The sequence below is a fragment of the Mesorhizobium sp. M0571 genome, assembly GCF_040320985.1.
In the GTDB taxonomy this organism is placed as follows: Bacteria; Pseudomonadota; Alphaproteobacteria; order Rhizobiales; family Rhizobiaceae; genus Mesorhizobium.
Genome location: NZ_JAMYQT010000051.1, coordinates 1 through 12293 on the forward strand (window position 1 = coordinate 1; position 12293 = coordinate 12293).

At 63.1% G+C, this 12293-nt stretch carries 14 protein-coding genes; 11 read left to right on the forward strand and 3 right to left on the reverse strand.

Going from position 1 to position 12293, the window contains the following annotated elements; genetic code table 11:
• Nucleotides 1-254 precede the first annotated feature (254 nt).
• The 3 genes from NKI85_RS31690 (at nucleotide 255) to NKI85_RS31700 (ending at nucleotide 2557) form a co-directional block, all read left to right on the forward strand.
• On the forward strand, nucleotides 255-1103 hold the full coding sequence (locus NKI85_RS31690) for a 23S rRNA (adenine(2030)-N(6))-methyltransferase RlmJ (protein WP_352530736.1): 849 nt from the start codon (nucleotides 255-257) through the stop codon (nucleotides 1101-1103).
• 123 nt (nucleotides 1104-1226) lie between these two features.
• Entirely contained in the window at nucleotides 1227-1679 is a 453-nt protein-coding gene (locus NKI85_RS31695; RefSeq protein WP_352530732.1) for a hypothetical protein, read from the forward strand.
• A 125-nt stretch (nucleotides 1680-1804) separates the two neighbouring features.
• A complete protein-coding gene (locus NKI85_RS31700) occupies nucleotides 1805-2557 on the forward strand; it encodes a sulfite exporter TauE/SafE family protein (protein ID WP_352530730.1) in 753 nt (250 codons plus the stop codon).
• Nucleotides 2558-2709: 152 nt separating this feature from the next.
• Here the strand turns inward: NKI85_RS31700 and NKI85_RS31705 are convergent, their stop codons facing one another.
• Nucleotides 2710-3312: a TetR/AcrR family transcriptional regulator gene (locus tag NKI85_RS31705; RefSeq protein WP_352530734.1), complete on the reverse strand. Its 603-nt coding sequence runs from the start codon at nucleotides 3310-3312 to the stop codon at nucleotides 2710-2712.
• Between the two features lie 94 nt (nucleotides 3313-3406).
• On the opposite strand from NKI85_RS31705, the gene NKI85_RS31710 reads away from it, so the two are divergent.
• Entirely contained in the window at nucleotides 3407-3937 is a 531-nt protein-coding gene (locus NKI85_RS31710) for a DinB family protein (protein ID WP_352530729.1), read from the forward strand.
• 454 nt (nucleotides 3938-4391) lie between these two features.
• Here the strand turns inward: NKI85_RS31710 and NKI85_RS31715 are convergent, their stop codons facing one another.
• On the reverse strand, nucleotides 4392-4814 hold the full coding sequence (locus NKI85_RS31715; RefSeq protein WP_352780013.1) for a hypothetical protein: 423 nt from the start codon (nucleotides 4812-4814) through the stop codon (nucleotides 4392-4394).
• Between the two features lie 531 nt (nucleotides 4815-5345).
• Between NKI85_RS31715 and NKI85_RS31720 the strand changes: the two genes are divergently transcribed.
• Nucleotides 5346-5942 (forward strand): glutathione S-transferase family protein, encoded by a 597-nt coding sequence (locus tag NKI85_RS31720; RefSeq protein ID WP_352530723.1) that lies wholly within the window; start codon nucleotides 5346-5348, stop codon nucleotides 5940-5942.
• 80 nt (nucleotides 5943-6022) lie between these two features.
• On the opposite strand, the gene NKI85_RS31725 is transcribed toward NKI85_RS31720, so the two are convergent.
• Nucleotides 6023-6673: an outer membrane protein gene (locus NKI85_RS31725; protein WP_292662341.1), complete on the reverse strand. Its 651-nt coding sequence runs from the start codon at nucleotides 6671-6673 to the stop codon at nucleotides 6023-6025.
• A 421-nt stretch (nucleotides 6674-7094) separates the two neighbouring features.
• On the opposite strand from NKI85_RS31725, the gene NKI85_RS31730 reads away from it, so the two are divergent.
• From NKI85_RS31730 to NKI85_RS31755, 6 genes are all read left to right on the forward strand, one after another.
• Complete coding sequence (locus NKI85_RS31730; protein WP_352530721.1) at nucleotides 7095-7871, forward strand: SDR family oxidoreductase; 777 nt, start codon at nucleotides 7095-7097, stop codon at nucleotides 7869-7871.
• The gene (gene uvrC, locus NKI85_RS31735; RefSeq protein ID WP_352530719.1) at nucleotides 7868-9946 is read left to right on the forward strand and encodes an excinuclease ABC subunit UvrC; all 2079 of its coding nucleotides are present in this window, start codon (nucleotides 7868-7870) and stop codon (nucleotides 9944-9946) included. Before NKI85_RS31730 ends, uvrC begins: the two co-directional genes overlap by 4 nt.
• 100 nt (nucleotides 9947-10046) lie before the next feature.
• Complete coding sequence (pgsA, locus tag NKI85_RS31740) at nucleotides 10047-10643, forward strand: CDP-diacylglycerol--glycerol-3-phosphate 3-phosphatidyltransferase (protein ID WP_352530717.1); 597 nt, start codon at nucleotides 10047-10049, stop codon at nucleotides 10641-10643.
• Nucleotide 10644: 1 nt separating this feature from the next.
• Nucleotides 10645-10902: a molybdopterin converting factor subunit 1 gene (gene moaD / locus NKI85_RS31745; RefSeq protein WP_352507910.1), complete on the forward strand. Its 258-nt coding sequence runs from the start codon at nucleotides 10645-10647 to the stop codon at nucleotides 10900-10902.
• 3 nt (nucleotides 10903-10905) lie between these two features.
• Nucleotides 10906-11385, forward strand: coding sequence for a molybdenum cofactor biosynthesis protein MoaE (locus NKI85_RS31750; RefSeq protein ID WP_352530715.1), 480 nt, complete (start codon nucleotides 10906-10908; stop codon nucleotides 11383-11385).
• Between the two features lie 91 nt (nucleotides 11386-11476).
• On the forward strand, nucleotides 11477-12244 hold the full coding sequence (locus tag NKI85_RS31755; RefSeq protein WP_352530713.1) for a YbaY family lipoprotein: 768 nt from the start codon (nucleotides 11477-11479) through the stop codon (nucleotides 12242-12244).
• The last annotated feature ends 49 nt before the right edge of the window (nucleotides 12245-12293 follow it).

Here is a 12293-nt window from a genome sequence, read left to right on the forward strand (position 1 = left end):
CCCCCCCCCCCCCCCCCCCCCCCCCCCCCAACCACCTCCGGGGGGGGCGGGGCCGCGCCGCGGCCCCCCCCGGGGGGGGCGCGCCCCCCCGCCCGGGGGGGGGGGCGGGGGGGGGCCCCGGGCCGAGCGCGGCCGATCGGGTTTTCGCTGATGGCGACCGGCCTGGTCGGGCTGGTACTGGCATTCCGTTTCGGCGGCCGCCGGCCGGAAAATCCGAACTCGCAGCCGCCGCCGCGCTGGGGCAGGGGCTCCAATTGAACTACCGCCACGCCTATCATGCCGGAAATTTCGCCGACGTCGTCAAGCACGTCGTGCTCAGCCGGCTGATCGAATATCTGAAGCAGAAGGACAAGGCGTTTCGCGTCATCGACACCCATGCCGGCATCAGCCGCTACGATCTGTCCTCGATCGAAGCGCAAAAGACCGGCGAGTGGCAAGGCGGCATCGGCCGGCTGGTCGATGCGGCCCTCGATGCGCCGACGGCAGCACTGCTGGCGCCGTACCTTGAAGCCGTCCGTTCGCTCAATCCGGAGGGTGGCGTGAAAAAATACCCGGGTTCGCCGCTGGTCGCCCGGCACCTGATGCGCAAGCAGGATCGGCTTTCGGCGGTCGAGCTGCACCCCAAGGATGTCGTCAGGTTGAAGGCGCTATTCGAAGGCGATTTCCAGACCCGGGTGATCGAGCTCGACGGCTGGCTGGCGCTCGGCGCGCATCTGCCGCCAAAGGAGAAGCGCGGCCTCGTGCTCGTCGATCCGCCTTTCGAGGAAGAGGGCGAGTTCGACCGCCTCGTCGACGGGCTGCAAAGAGCCCACCGGCGCTGGCCAGGCGGGATTTACGCGCTGTGGTATCCGCTCAAGGACCGCAAGGCGGTCGCCGCCTTCCGCGCGGCTCTGAAGCGGACAGGCGTTCCGAAGCTGCTCGACATCGGCTTTGAGATCAGGCCGGCCTCGGCCGAGCCAAGCCTCGACGGCTGCGGCATGGTTGTGGTCAATCCGCCCTTCACTCTGGAGGGCGAGTTACGGACGCTGCTGCCGGCCTTGCACAGGCTGCTCGCGGTCGAGCAGCCATCCCGCTGGATGCTGGACCGGCTGGCGGGAGAGTAGTTTGAGGTGCGGCCTTGCCGTTCCATCGGCGAAACCGCGTCACTCCAACCGCCGTCGCTACAACCGCTTGACCGCGCGTCAGCGAATCCGCACAGTGCGCACAGTCGACCTTGAGAGGCTGCCATGACTCGCTTCGCCCAATCCGCCCTTGCCGCACTGCTCGCCTTTTGCACGCCGCTGGCCGCACCTCTTGGCGTTACCCAGGCGGTGCAGGCGGCCGACCTCGCAATCTATACCGACGAGGACAGTGGCGTCTGCGGCGAGGCCTGGGTGCTGAACAAGATCACCGACCGCTTCTCCTATCAGGTGCATCACGTGCCGCATCTGCCCGATGTGCAGATCGTCGATTTCCAGCGCATCCACCAGCATCGCTATTTGCCGGCCGACGACACCTGGCCGATTGGCCGCCGCTATTGCGGCGCCACCGTCAGCCTCTCCGATGGCCGCGCCCGTACCATCTGGTACTTGATCGAGGAAGGCCAGGGTTTTGCCTCGATCGGCGACAATGTCGAATTCTGCGTCTCGGGCTTCGACCGCTGGATGGTCTATAACAGCCGCTGCCGCGTCCTGCGTTAATTGCGCACCGGCTGACTCCGACTTTTTAGCACCGGCCACTTGATCGACCGTCACCGTTTCCACGCGGCGCGGCATTCGCGGGAAACGCGATCTGCTGTCACGAGTTTGCGGGGAAACAGCACTGCATGGACTCGCTTGTTTACATTGTTGCAATTGGGGCGGTCGTTGCAGGCTTCGTCCAGGGCCTGTCCGGGTTCGCTTTCAGCCTGGTTGCCATGTCGTTTTGGGTTTGGACCGTCGAGCCCCAGCTTGCTGCTGCCATGGCGGTCTTTGGAGCGCTCACCGGCCAGATCATCGCCGCCGTCACCGTCCGCCGGGGCTTCGACCTCAAGCTTCTGCTGCCATTCCTGATCGGGGGGACCATCGGGGTTCCGGTCGGTGTCGCCATCCTGCCCTTACTGGATGTGCAGTTGTTCAAGTTGGTCTTCGGAGCGCTGCTGGTCGTTTGGTGTCCCTTGATGCTCTTTGCCCGTCGCCTCCCTCCCATCACGGTCGGGGGTCCTGTTGCAGACGGTGCAATAGGTCTGGTTGGCGGCATCATGGGTGGACTTGGCGGCTTCACCGGCCCGGTTCCAACGCTGTGGTGCGTGCTGCGCCAATGGGAAAAGGACAGGCAGCGCATTGTTATCCAGAATTTCAACCTGGTGACCCTCTCCATGACGATGGCTGCCTATCTTGCGGCCGGAAAGATCAAGCTCGAAATGCTGCCGATGTTCGCCATCGTCGCGCCGGCCATGTTGATACCAACACTCCTTGGCGCGAGATTCTATATCGGCATTAGCGAAGCAACGTTTCGAAAGATCGTCCTCACACTCTTGGCCGCATCAGGTGCAGCATTGTTGGCATCGGCCTTACCGCACCTCATGAGCCGGGTTTGAATCTGACGTAAGAAATTCCCGACTTCCGCCGCAAGTCGTTTGCCAATGCCGCGGCATTGCAATTGAGGTGGCGGCAACACGACATGGTCGTGAAAGTCGCGCCGTCCGCTTGGTGTCGCCTATAGCCGGCACCTGCACAGTCGTGCCCTGCGCTATCGACCGATGCGGCCCGCGCCGGATAGGTAGGCGCAGATCAGTTCGACGAGTTGCTTTTGCAGCTCCGGCGCGGCGAGCATGTTCCGGCGTGCCGCGTTATGGATCACCCCCTCGATCGCCGATGACAGCACGCGCGCCACGGTCTCCGTGTCGGCGCCTTTCCTTGGCTTGCGATAGGCGGCGACGGCGGTCGCGTAGTGGTTCAGATATTGTGTCTGGAACGAAGCATGGGCGGCCCTGGAGCCGCGATCGCCCGGCGCCTCGTCGAGCAGCACCTGGTGTAGCGTCGGGTGGATGCCGTGCGCCGCGATCATGCCGCGCACCAGCTCCTGCGCGAATTTCCTGAGCGGCTTTTGATCTTCCGCCGAATCGTGAATGACCGACAGCACATGATCGAAGTGGCGGCGCCGGATGGCTTCGAGCAGGGAAAGCTTGTCGGGGAAATACTGGTAGAAGGTGCCGATGCTCACGCCTGCCGTCTCGGCCACCTTGTTGGTGGTGAAGCCGGTCCAGCCCAGCCCGCTCAGAACATGAGCCCCCGCCTCGATAATCGCCTCAACGGTCGCTCTCGAACGCGCCTGGCGCGGCTGCTTGCGCATGCGCGGATGCGGTTTTGCAATGCGAGTAGACACACCGCCCATTCTCCTGAAAATATAAACAACATACTCGCATTTCCACAAAAGGACACCGACCATGAGTGCGCTCGCCCTGCTTCGCAGCCTGTTTACCTATCAGGCCTGGGCCAATGACGAACTGCTGGAAAAACTCGCGAGTCTCGACCCACGCGTTCACGGCAAGGAACGGCAGGCCGCAATGCGGCTCGTCGATCACAGCCATGTGGTGTCGCGGATATTCTCGGCGCACCTGGTTGGTGCAAATCATGGCTACTCCGCTGATAATACAGAGGACACGCCGGCGCTCGGCGAACTTCGCGCCGCGGTTGCGACGACCGATCGCTGGTATCTCGACTATCTCCAAACCGTTTCGTCGCGACAGCTCTCGGAGCCCGTCGCGTTCGTGTTCACCGATGGGGATAAGGCATTGATGTCGCGACAGGAAATGCTGACCCACGTTGTATTGCACGGCGGCTATCATCGCGGTGAAGCAGGGCGTATCCTGGCGCAGGTTTCCGTCATGCCGCCATGGGATACCTTCGCCGTCCATCTCCACCGGGCCGAGCCTTCACGCCGGCTGCAGATGCAGCGCGAGCCGCTCGGCGCCTGACCGGCCGAAGGCTTTCGATTCGCGAGGTCGGCTCGACCGGATCTATCGAGTGAGATCCTGTCTTTCCGAAATGCGAGCTATCAGCTTACTTTTATTGCGTCGTGCAAGATGGTACGCCGGCACGCTCGCGTCGTTGCTTTCACCTTTCCTGTAGTTCATCGCGCTGGACAAGACGAGCCGAGCGACGCCTTCGACCTTGATAATCTTCGCGGCAGGCGTTGGACGTTGAAGCGCAAAGCCGCTCGAAAAGTCCTGAGCTTGACGAGAAGACCGGTCGAGATAGAGCGAGCAGAATTTCGGTCGCAGAACTTCGTTGCGGGAGACGAAGATTCGCAGCCGATTTTGCGTCGGCAAGATGGTCGCGCGCTCGCCGTAACCAAAACTTAAGCTGCAAAATCATTCTAATGCTTCGCTGGCTAGCAAGCCGCGAGTCAGATATGCATTGCGCGCCGGGTCAATAACGGCCGTCGGCACAACGGAAGGGGCATGATATGGCTAAACAGTCATCCAAAGCGCCGGCATCCAAGTCACCGGCAAAAAAAGCACCAGTAAAAGCAGCGGCGGCAAAGGCCGCAACTGCTGTGAAGAAAGCAGCACCCGCTGCCAAAGCGAAGGCCGCCGCGCCTAAGGCAAAAGCAGCGCCGGCCAAAAAGCCGGTCGCCAAGGCCGCGGCAAAACCGGCCGTGAAGAAAGCAGCACCGGCCAAGGCCAAGGCTGCACCGGCGAAGGCCAAGGCTGCACCGGCAAAGAAGGCGGCACCGGCCAAGAAGCCGGCTGCAAAGGCCGCCGCGAAACCCGCCGCGAAGAAGGCAGCACCTGCAAAGGCCGCCGCTGCGAAATCTTCTGCAGCAGTGAAGAAAGCAGCGCCCGCGGCCAAGCCGAAGGCAGCGCCCGCAAAGGCGAAGGCCAAGAAGTAGTCGCGGTTCTCCGATCGCCGGGGACAGTACGCAAGACAGCCAGAGCGGGATGCCGGACAGGCGCCTCGCTTGCGGGTTGGCGGTCGGACAGGACGAGAAAGAGGCGGGAGGAAGACGTCTTTTCGCAGCTCCAGGACTTCGCCATGCGGCGAAGTCCGGTGGGACTTCCGTGGCTGCCAAAGACCAACCTTCGGTGCAAGGCCGAGTTGGTAGCTGATCGGATTTGGATTGTCCGACCTGCTCGCGTCTGCCGCAGCACTGCGGCTCATCGCATCGAGATTGATGTGTCGAGGCAATCGCTGCACGCTGGCGGCGCGGTTTTCCGCCTCTGGCCGTTGATGAAGCCAGCATGATCGGTCAACAGTGCCCGCGCACGAGCCCCAATCGGAATCGCGTTTCGGTGAGGGTCATGCGCGAAGTCAGAATGCTACCGCGTCCTTTGCGCGTCCAACAGGGCGTGCGGAGCTGTAGCCGGCAAACAGGAATCAACAATGCCAAGACTGCTCTACGCGTCTACTTCTCCCTACAGTTCCAAGGTGCGCATGGCAGCACTTTATGCCGGCATTGCGGTCGATCTCGTGCCGATAAGGACCGAGGAAAGGCCGGCCGAGCTGATCGGCGCCAATCCGCTCGGCAAGATCCCGGTGCTGGTGCTCGACGACGGCCGCTCGGTCCACGACAGCCGAGCCATCACCCAGCATCTCAACCGGATGTCGAAGAACGCATTATTTCCGCGCAATCCCGACAAGCGCCTCGAGGCGGAGGTTCTGGAGGCTTTGGCCGACGGCATTTGCGACTGCGCGCTGTCGATGGTCTATGAGCGGCGCACGCGGCCGGAAGAGATGGTTTACCAGCCCTGGCTCGAGCGCCAGTGGACGAAGATCTCGGCCGCGCTCGACCTGTTCAACGCCAACCCGCCGAAGCTGCCGAAGAAGATCACCGTCGGCCAGATCGCGCTGCGCGCCTGCCTCGGCTATCTCTCGCTGCGCTTCGCCGGAAAATGGGAAAAGGGCCGCGGCCGGCTGACGCGCTGGGCGGCACGCTTCGACGAGAAATTCCCGGAGCTGAAGCCCGGCATCCCGGCTTGATCAGCAGGCGGTCTCAACCGGTACCCACGAAAAAAGCCGGGCGCGAGGCCCGGCTTTTTTCGTGTCGTGGCTTGGACGACTCAGAACTTCATACCAACGCCGAACGTGACGCGGTTGTCGGTCGACTTGACCTTGCCGATACCATCGAAGTCCTTCCTGCCGAAGTCTGTGTAACGATACTCGACACGGCCGAACACATTGTCGGTGATCTTGATGTCGGTACCCACGCCGGCTGTCCAGCCAAACTGGGTGTTGGTGTCGCTGACGCCGGCGGCTTCTATCTTCTGGTTCTTCAGCGCGCCACCGGCGGTGCCGTAGAGCAGGATGTCCGGGGTGACGGCGTAGCCGAGGCGAGCGCGCAGCGAGCCTTCGAAGCCACCCTTGGCCTCGATGCCGGCATCGTCGCCCTTGACGCCGTTATAGCCGATATCGGCTTCGGCACCGTAAACGAAGTTCTCCTGCTGCCAGTTATAGCCGCCGAAGACGCCGCCGACAAAACCCTTGGTGTCGACGTCGACACCAATGTCTTTGGCTTTGGCATGGCCCGCGAAGCCGTAGCCGACGCTCACACCGGCATAGGGACCGGCCCAGGATGCGACCGGAAGTTCGGCGATCGGGGCAGGTGCCGGCGGCTCTTCCTGAACCACGTCCGCGGCATAGGCGGTTCCGCCGAGGGCGAACAGCCCAAACGCCACCGCGAGCGGTCGCGCAAATTTAAGATTGGCTTGCATTGTTCTTTACTCCTTAAGCCACAGGACACAGGCTTGTTTTTTCATGAGCGCCCTCAACCCGTCCGGGGGGTGAAACGGATCCGGCGTTCAACGGTTCCAAATGTCGTGTCGAAATGCGGCTGAAGCGAACCTGAACTTGGGTCATTCTCCGGCACGAATGAGGCAGAACCTTGACGTTGCATCTTCGCAACAGCGAGATGTCAGCAGGTTCGCCGTGCTGCACTGCACCCAGCTTGGTGCAAGGCGTTCAGCGCCCTATATTGCGGTTGGGCCGGGCCCGAATCCGATCGAACAGGACGTCGATGAGGCCGCTTTGCCACAATCCTGCCCCAGGTGGAAACGGGATTTAACGCTTGGCGGGCCATATTTTGTCGGCACGATGCCGGCAGATCGGAATCGCGATTAGATTGAGGATTGACGGATGAGCAAGGTCGCCGCGACGGCACTGGTGACGGGCGGGGCGAAGCGGATCGGCAGGGCCATCGTCGAGGATCTTGCCGCGCATGGTTTTGCCGTCGCCATCCATTGCAATCGCTCGCTGGCCGAGGCGGAGGCGCTGGCGGCCAAAATCAATGGTGGTCATTTTGGTCGAAATGGCCGGGCCGCTGTGGTTGCCGCCGACCTGACCGACATGGACGCCGTCGGCGACCTTGTCGGCCGCGCGGCGGCGGCGCTCGGGCCAGTGTCGCTGCTGATCAACAACGCCTCGCTGTTCGAGCACGACAGCGTTGAGGATTTCGACTGGCCGGCCTGGGATCGCCATTTCGCCGTGCATGTCAAGGCGCCGGCGCTGTTGGCGCAGACTTTCGCCCGGGCCTTGCCGCAGGGCGGCGAAGGCCTGATCGTCAACATGATCGATCAGCGCGTCTGGCGGCCGACGCCGCGTTATTTCTCCTATGCGCTGTCGAAGTCGACCTTGTGGGCAGCGACCGAGATGATGGCGCAGGCGCTGGGTCCCCGCATCCGCGTCAACGCCATCGGTCCTGGCCCGACGTTAAAGAACACTCGTCAGCACGACAGCGATTTCGATGCGCAGATTGCAGGCCTGATCCTGAAACGCGGCCCGGAATTGCCGGAATTCGGTGCCACTATCCGTTATCTCTGGGCGGCGCGCTCGGTCACCGGCCAGATGATCGCGCTTGACGGCGGCCAGCATCTTGCATGGCAGACGCCCGATGTGACAGGCATGACGGAATGAGCCCCATGGACCAGAAGCAAAAAACGCGCGGCGGCGCCGACGACCTGCCGCCTGACGTCGACCTCGAGGACGAGGCGGCCGAGGAGGTCGTCGAGCCTGCAGCCGGTGGTCCGGACGTCACCTTCACCGCCATCGACTGGACGCCGCATGCCGGCGATGCCGACGGCATGGTCGGCGCCGAGGTGATCCAGACGCTGGTCAAGCGACTGCCCAATGCGCCCGGCGTCTACCGCATGATGAATGCCGCCGGCGACGTGCTCTATGTCGGCAAGGCACGCAGCCTGAAGAAGCGGGTCACCAGCTACGCGCAAGGCCGGTTCCACACCAGCCGCATCGGCCGCATGGTGCGCGAGACGTCGACGATGGAGTTCGTCGTCACCCGCACCGAGATCGAAGCGCTGCTGCTTGAAGCCAACCTCATCAAGCGCTTGCGGCCGCGGTTCAACGTGCTGATGCGCGACGACAAGTCGTTCCCCTATATCCTGTTGACCGGCGACCATGTCTCGCCCGGTATCTACAAGCACCGCGGCGCGCGCTCGCGCAAGGGCGACTATTTCGGCCCCTTCGCCTCGGCCGGCGCCGTCGGCCGCACCATCAATTCGCTGCAGCGCGCCTTCCTGCTCAGGAGCTGCACCAACTCCTTCTACGAGAACCGCACCCGGCCTTGCCTTTTGTTCCAGATCAAGCGTTGTGCCGGCCCGTGCACCGGCGAAATCTCGCATGGCGACTATGCCAGGCTCGTCACCGAGGCGAAGGACTTTCTCTCCGGCCGCAGCCAGAAGGTGAAGACGGAGATCTCCGCTGCCATGCAGCAGGCGTCGGAAAACCTCGATTTCGAACGCGCCGCCATCTATCGCGACCGGCTGGCGGCGCTGTCGCATGTGCAGAGCCATCAAGGTATCAATCCGCAGACCATCGACGAGGCCGATGTCTTCGCCATCCATCAGGAGGGCGGCCAGGTCTGCATCCAGGTGTTCTTCTTCCGCACCGGCCAGAACTGGGGCAACCGCGCCTATTTTCCCAAGGCCGATCCGGCGCTCGAAGCCGGCGAGGTGCTGGGTTCGTTCCTGGCGCAGTTCTACGACGACAAGCCGACGCCGCGCGCCATCCTGTTGTCGCATGGCGTTGAGGACCAGGAATTGCTGGCGGAGGCTCTCTCCACCCGCGCCGGCCGCAAGGTATCGATCTCGGTGCCGCAGCGCGGCGAGAAGAAGGATTTGACCGACAACGCGCTGCAGAACGCGCGCGAAGCGCTCGGCCGGCGGCTCGCCGAGACCTCGACCCAGGCGCGGCTGCTCATCGGCTTTGCCGAGACCTTCGGCCTGGAAAAGCCGCCGGTGCGCATCGAGGTCTACGACAATTCGCACATCATGGGCACCAACGCCGTCGGCGCCATGGTCGTCGCCGGGCCGGAAGGTTTTGTGAAGAACCAGTATCGAAAGTTCAACATCCGCTCGACCGAGATCACGCCGGGTGACGATTTCGGCATGATGCGCGAGGTGATGCAGCGGCGCTTCTCGCGGCTGTTGAAGGAACATGGCGATGCGCCGCAAACCGAGGGCACGGACGAAGCGAAGCCAACTGAATCAGGCGACGATATCGAGGACGCGGGCGGCTTCCCGGCCTGGCCCGACGTCATTCTCATCGATGGCGGCCAAGGCCAGATGACGGCGGTGCGCAAGATCCTCTCCGATCTCGGCATCCAGGACCGAGTCGTCGCCATTGGCATCGCCAAGGGTCAGGACCGTGACGCCGGCCGCGAACGCTTCTTCGTCAAGGGCAGGGACTCGTTCTCGCTGCCCGTGCGCGATCCGGTGCTCTATTTCGTCCAGCGGCTGCGCGACGAGGTCCATCGCTTCGCCATCGGTTCGCACCGCGCCCGCCGCAAGAAGGAGATGGTCAAGAGCCCGCTCGACGAGATCAGCGGCATCGGCCCCGGCCGCAAGCGCGCGCTGCTGATGCATTTCGGCACGGCCAAGGCGGTCAGCCGCGCCGCCGTCGAGGACCTGGTCAAGGTCGACGGCATTTCAGAGCAGGTGGCGAAACTGGTCTACAATCATTTTCACGAGAGCTAAGACCTATTGCCGATATTTCGGCTGGCTAATCGATTCTGGCCTGTTGACCCCCCACATTCGCTTCTGATTTGACTAAGCAGGCAGAAAGAGTTCCCAAAACATGGCCCAGCGCGCGTTCAACCTGCCCAACATGCTCACCTACGCTCGCATTCTCGCGGTGCCGCTGGTCGTGCTGTGCTTCTTCTTGGAAGGGCATCTGAAATCGAGCGACTTCGCGCGGTGGTCGGCGCTCATCATTTTTCTGCTCGCCTCGATCACCGATTATTTCGATGGCTATTTTGCGCGCGCCTGGCAGCAGACCTCGAATATTGGCAAGATGCTCGACCCGATCGCCGACAAGCTGCTCGTCGCCACTTGCCTGCTGCTGCTGGCCGCCGACACCGACCGCCATGCCGGCATCGCCGGCTGGTCGCTATGGGCGGCGATCATCATCCTGTGCCGCGAGATCCTGGTCTCGGGGCTACGCGAATATTTGGCGGCCCTGAAGGTCTCGGTGCCGGTAACGCAACTGGCCAAATGGAAGACCACCATCCAGATGGTCGCCATCGCCTTCCTGCTTGCGGGCCCCGCTGGCGACAAGATCTTCCCGCTGACGACGCAAACCGGGCTGGTGCTGCTGTGGATTGCCGCCCTGGTCACGCTCTACACCGGCTACGACTATTTCCGCGCCGGCCTCAAGCACATCATGGACGAGTAGCATGTCGACGAAGCTCATTTATTTCGCCTGGGTGCGCGAGCGGATCGGCAGACCCGAAGAAGACGTCGAATTGCCGGCCGGCATCGAAACGGTCGCCGACCTGTTGCGCTGGCTGAAATCACGCGGCGAGGAATACGAGCACGCGCTGCAATATCCTGATGTGATCCGCGTCGCCATCAACCAGGAACATGTCGAGCACCGCGAGAAGATCGCCGGCGCGCGCGAGATCGCGCTGTTCCCGCCGATGACCGGTGGCTGAACCATGTCCGCGGTGGTGCCTGTCGTGCGCATCCAGGCGGAGGATTTCGACGTCGCCGCCGAGATCGCCAGGCTGACCCAGGGTCGCAACGACGTCGGCGCTGTGGTGACCTTCTCTGGCCTTTGCCGCGACGAGCAAGGCAGGCTCTCGGCACTCGAGCTCGAACATTATCCCGGCATGGCCGAAGCCGAGATCGGCCGCATCGCCGCCGAGGCAATCGAGCGCTGGCCGCTGCAGGGGCTCACCGCCATCCACCGCCACGGCAAGATAGCGCCCGGCGAAAACATCGTGCTGGTGGTGGCGGCTTCGGCGCACCGGCAGGCGGCGTTCGAGGCCGCGAATTTCCTGATGGACTATCTAAAATCACGGGCGCCATTCTGGAAAAAGGAACACCATAGCGACGGTTCCGAGGGCGGCTGGGTCGACGCCAAGGAGGCCGACACTGAGGCGGCGGGCCGCTGGAAGCAGCCGCCGTCGGAATAAATCCCGACAGCCATGCCCCGATCGCCATGCCCCGACGGCCATGCATTGACCGCAATCCTGCGAGACCTTTGGCCGGAAGGGGAGCAGGATCATGCTGGACAGGATCGCCGAGTTCTTCATCTTCGGGTTTGTGCCGCTTGTCATTGGCATATTGGTCGTGCCGGAGCTTTCCGTGGCCGCTGAAAAGACCCTCAAGGGCGAAGTAACGTATCGCGAGCGCATCGCACTGCCGCCCAATGCCGTGCTGTCCGTGCAGCTTGCCGACGTCTCGCTGGCCGACGCGCCGGCCGCAATCATCGGCGAGCGCAAGGTGGTACCGGCCGGCCAGGTGCCGATCAAGTTCGAGATCAGCTTCGATCCGCAGGTGATCCGGCCGAACATGACCTACGCGTTGCAGGCCCGCATAACCGCCGACGACAGGCTGCTGTTCATCTCTGATGAACGTCATCAAATCGACCCGCTGAGCGATGCACCGCTGACCATCATGCTGAAAATGGCGGCGCCGAGCGACGCGCCGGCGGCAGCCTCCGTATTCGGCCAGAGCTGGCTGGTCGAATATATCGAAGGCATCGGCGTGATTGCCGAACCACAGGCGACATTCCGGATCAGCCAGGCCGGCAAGGCCGGCGGCAGCGGACCTTGCAACGTCTATTTCGCCACTGCCACGGTCGACGGTTCGAAGATCGCCATCGGCGACATCGGCTCGACCTTCAAGGCCTGCGCGCCTCAGGTCATGGCCGAGGAAAAGGCGCTGTTCGAGGCGCTGGCCAAGGCGGCGTGCTACCACATCGACGCCGGCAAGCTTGTTATCGCCGACAAGGACGACCGCGTCATCCTGCGCTTCAACGCCGCGAGTTAGGCCTCTCAAACCGCCGGAGAGTGTATGCGGCCCCTGCAGGGCAGGTGAA

Coding starts and splice junctions, on each gene's coding strand:
- NKI85_RS31710 (WP_352530729.1), top strand. CDS start 3,407: ATGAGTGCGCTCGCCCTGCTTCGCAGCCTGTTTACCTATCAGGCCTGG.
- NKI85_RS31720 (WP_352530723.1), top strand. CDS start 5,346: ATGCCAAGACTGCTCTACGCGTCTACTTCTCCCTACAGTTCCAAGGTG.
- NKI85_RS31725 (WP_292662341.1), bottom strand. CDS start 6,673: ATGCAAGCCAATCTTAAATTTGCGCGACCGCTCGCGGTGGCGTTTGGG.
- pgsA (WP_352530717.1), top strand. CDS start 10,047: ATGGCCCAGCGCGCGTTCAACCTGCCCAACATGCTCACCTACGCTCGC.
- NKI85_RS31700 (WP_352530730.1), top strand. CDS start 1,805: ATGGACTCGCTTGTTTACATTGTTGCAATTGGGGCGGTCGTTGCAGGC.
- NKI85_RS31730 (WP_352530721.1), top strand. CDS start 7,095: ATGAGCAAGGTCGCCGCGACGGCACTGGTGACGGGCGGGGCGAAGCGG.
- uvrC (WP_352530719.1), top strand. CDS start 7,868: ATGAGCCCCATGGACCAGAAGCAAAAAACGCGCGGCGGCGCCGACGAC.
- NKI85_RS31750 (WP_352530715.1), top strand. CDS start 10,906: ATGTCCGCGGTGGTGCCTGTCGTGCGCATCCAGGCGGAGGATTTCGAC.
- NKI85_RS31695 (WP_352530732.1), top strand. CDS start 1,227: ATGACTCGCTTCGCCCAATCCGCCCTTGCCGCACTGCTCGCCTTTTGC.
- moaD (WP_352507910.1), top strand. CDS start 10,645: ATGTCGACGAAGCTCATTTATTTCGCCTGGGTGCGCGAGCGGATCGGC.
- NKI85_RS31755 (WP_352530713.1), top strand. CDS start 11,477: ATGCTGGACAGGATCGCCGAGTTCTTCATCTTCGGGTTTGTGCCGCTT.
- NKI85_RS31705 (WP_352530734.1), bottom strand. CDS start 3,312: ATGCGCAAGCAGCCGCGCCAGGCGCGTTCGAGAGCGACCGTTGAGGCG.